Consider the following 4,127-nt stretch of genomic DNA (forward strand, 5'->3'; position numbering starts at 1 on the left):
ATAATGGCGAAGACGGAAAACGGTACAGTAAGTGGCAGTGCAAGCGGTACAGTTGTTGCGGTTGAGGGTGGACAGAACATCTTGTTGGATGTTTCGAGCCCTGATCTTGTCGTTTTTTCACAGGATGGCAGTGACCTAATTATTACGAATATCGCAGACGGCGCACGTATTGTTCTTGAAGACTTCTTTACGCAAGCGACCACTGAGCTGCCACCACAGCTGACATTGTCAGATGGCACAGTGATCAGCGCTGCGGAAGCCTCCGATCTTGTTGAAGGATTTGATCCAGGTGCGGTTGCGCCTGCGGCGGGCCCAGGTGCCGGTGGTGATGGCGGCGGTGCCAACTTTGCCGCTTATGCAGATGATGGCATTGGTGACGGTATTGGTATTTCCGGTCTTCTCGACCCAACAGCTCTTGGCTTCCCGGCTAATGAAGAGCCTGACTTTGCGGTTGCGCTTCCAGGTCAGCCTGAATTCCTTCTGAACGAAATCGGTCTGGGTGTCACTCTTCTGGATGACTACTATCCAGGGAATGATGACATTTCCACCTTTGCCATTAAAGAAGGTGAAAGCCTACTTACCAAAATGCAAGAGTTTGGTAACGCCGCAATTGATGCCTTCCTTGAAAATACAGGAGAAGGTAGGGGTGAAGTTGAGTTCATCGAACTTCGCAACAACACTGGTTCAGACCAGTCCACACAAGGTAACGGTCCTTCCACTGTTGGCGAAGGTGTCACAACAGTGTCCATTATTGGTCCGGATGGAGATCCGGTTTCCTTTGATCTGCCAAACTTGACAGTCCCATCTGGCGGTCAGTTGGTGATGATGCAAAGCGTTAGCGAAGGTGAAGAAGATCCTGTCATCGAGACGATCTTCATGATCTTCGATGCGGACGGGAACATCATTGATGCGGGTGGTCTTGGTAGTGACGACTGGCCGATGGGTGCCGACACAACAGAACCACTTGGGATTCTACTGACATGGGCGCTTGGTGGTGATGTCGGACAGATCGACACCTTCCTAGCCAATGGCGCTCAGTTTGAGCCAGCTGGCCTGAACGGTAACTGGATCCCAGTTCCTGAACTTGGTGCGGAACTGGATATCTTCGGTGACAGCAACACCTTCAACGGTCAGATCTCCACACAGGAAACTGTCGCGCCGCAAGTGTTTGATGCTTACGCGCCAATCAGCCTTGACCAGATGGTTGCAGAAGGCCCACTGGGCAGCGACTTCTTCCTGGATATTCCAGTGAACAACATCTTTGCGCGTGTTGATAATTTTGATTCAGACACAGCAGCAGACTGGACAACCGGCCTGACCCACACCATTGGTCTGGTCAATGACACATACGATCCAAACCCACAGGATCCATACTATGACGACATGAACCCAGGTCAACCTGAAGGTCCAACACCTTTGATTGATCCGGATGGGGATGAAGATATCGACAATGATGGTCAGAATGTAATCATCGTTGGTGAAAATAGCGACGACTTCACAAACGAAGAAACCGGTGTTGTTTATGGTGGCCGTGCCCAGGACTTCCTGATTGGCGATGAAGGCTCCAACACGTTGGATGGCGGCGCTCATAACGATTACCTGAGCGGTGGTGCCGGCAATGACATGATGTATGGCGGCTCCGGCGGGGACGTCCTGATCGACGATGAAGGCAATGACATCCTTGTGGGTGGCACAGGTACAGATATTCTGTTCGGCCGCCGCGATGATGACATGATGTATGGCGGTGAAGGCAATGACGAACAACAGGTCTTTGCGCTTAACTACACTGACGACTATGACTATATGTATGGCCGTGAAATCGGTGATGAGTTTGGCTACCGTGAACGCGGTGGTGACCTTCTGGTAGGTGACAACCTGTACACCTTCCAGGGTGGTAATGGTAATGACGGCATGTATGGCGATAATGGCCCTTCAATGGCTATCAAAGTGCCTGCAATGTATTACTATTACGACAACCCTTACATGCGCGACATCATTGTTGCGGGTAATGGCGATGACCTGATCTTTGGTGACAATGCGGCAATTCCAGATGAGCTGACAGTCGATGACGTCCGCGAGTTCTACTTCGATATCCGCGAGTCCATGTATTACTACGGCCCAGGGGCCTTCCGTTACATCATGGAAGAATACATGTATGAGTTCGGCCTGATGTTTGGCGGTTCTGACCTGATCTATGGTGGTGTTGGTAATGACATCATCTTCGGTCAAGGCGGTGATGACCTGATCCTTGCTGGCATGGGTGACGATATCGCAGCTGGTGGTATCGGTAACGACGTAATGCGCGGCAACTCCGGTAACGACACCATGTATGGTGGCCAGGGCAATGACCTGATGTATGGCGGTACAGGCCATGACATTATGTATGGCGGCTATAACGACGATGTGATGTATGGCGACGACGGCAACGACAGCATGTTCGGTGACAGCGGCCGTGATCTTATGTATGGCGGCTATGGCCGTGACCTGATGTATGGCGGCTCCGGCAACGATACAATGCATGGTCAATGGGACAATGACCGCATGTTCGGTGGTTCGGGCAACGATGAAATGTTCGGTGGCCGTGGCGACGACTATATGGAAGGCAATTCCGGTAACGATTACATGCGTGGCGGCTTCGGCAATGACACCATGTATGGCGGCTCCGGCAATGATACCATGGATGGTTCCTACGGCGATGACCAGATGTATGGCGACAGCGGTGACGACACCATGTATGGCGGTCAGGGCAATGACACCATGGACGGAGGTTCCGACAACGACTTGATGTTGGGCGGCTCTGGCAATGACGTGATGTTCGGCCAGCAAGGCGAAGACCTGATGTATGGTCAGTCTGGCAACGACGCCATGTTTGGTGGTGACAATGATGACCTGATGTATGGTGGTTCCGGTAACGACTTCATGCAGGGCCAAAGTGGCGATGACCTGATGTATGGCGACTCTGGCAATGATGTTATGGGTGGTGGATCAGGTAATGACACCATGTATGGCGGTTCAGATAACGACATCATGAGTGGCGGCGCTGACAACGACCTGATGTTCGGTGAAGATGGCCATGACCATATGTATGGTGATGACGGTAACGACACCATGCGCGGTGGAGCTGGCAACGATGTTGTTTCAGGCGGCAACGGCCATGACCTGATGTATGGTAATGCTGGTGACGACACGCTTCTGGGTGGTGACGGTAACGACACTGTCTGGGGTGGTTCCAACAACAACGGAAATGACGGCCCAGGCAGCAGCGGTAACGACTTGGCACACCTTGGCGAAGGTAACGACATCTTCGATGACAACTTCCTGAACAGTGGCAATGACACTGTCTATGGTGACGGCGGTAATGACCGCATCTGGACCGGTGACGCAGCGGACACGATCTTCGGTGGCACAGGTAACGACAGTCTCTATGGTGAGAATGGCGATGACCTGATGTATGGCGAAGACGGCGAAGACTACATGCGTGGTGGCCGTGGTGCCGATACCATGGATGGCGGTGCTGATAACGACCGGATGCGCGGTGATCGCGGTGATGATCTGATGTTCGGTGGTGCTGGCGCAGACAGCATGCTGGGCGATCAAGGCAATGATGACATGTATGGCGGCACAGGTAACGACACAATGCGTGGCGGTACAGGTGACGACTATATGCGCGGTGGTGCTGATGATGACCTGATGTATGGCAACTCCGGTAACGACGAAATGCATGGTGACGGCGGTGCTGACACAATGTATGGCGGCTCCGGAAGTGCGGACACCATGTATGGCGGCGAAGGTGCTGATGTCATGTATGGTGACAATGGTGATGGCGCCGAAGTTGGTGACGATGACCTGATGTATGGCGGTGCTGACAACGACACCATGTATGGTGAAGGCGGCGCTGACACAATGCACGGCGATGACGGTGATGACTATATGTCTGGTCAGGCTGGTGACGATGTGATGACTGGCGGTCTTGGCAACGACGTCATGATCGGTGGTGATGGCAACGACATCATGTCCGGCGGCGGTGACAATGACCGCATGTGGGGTGACGACGGCGCTGACACCATGGGTGGTGGTTCCGGTAACGACACCATGTCTGGTGGTGAAGGTGCTGACCTCATGTATGG

At 53.0% G+C, this 4,127-nt stretch carries 1 protein-coding gene; it reads left to right on the forward strand.

Going from position 1 to position 4,127, the window contains the following annotated elements:
- Positions 1-4,127 (forward strand): calcium-binding protein (locus GUA87_RS17765; protein WP_193717971.1); only part of this gene is annotated, 4,127 nt, incomplete at both ends.

It is taken from the genome of Sneathiella sp. P13V-1, assembly GCF_015143595.1.
Lineage (GTDB): Bacteria > Pseudomonadota > Alphaproteobacteria > Sneathiellales > Sneathiellaceae > Sneathiella.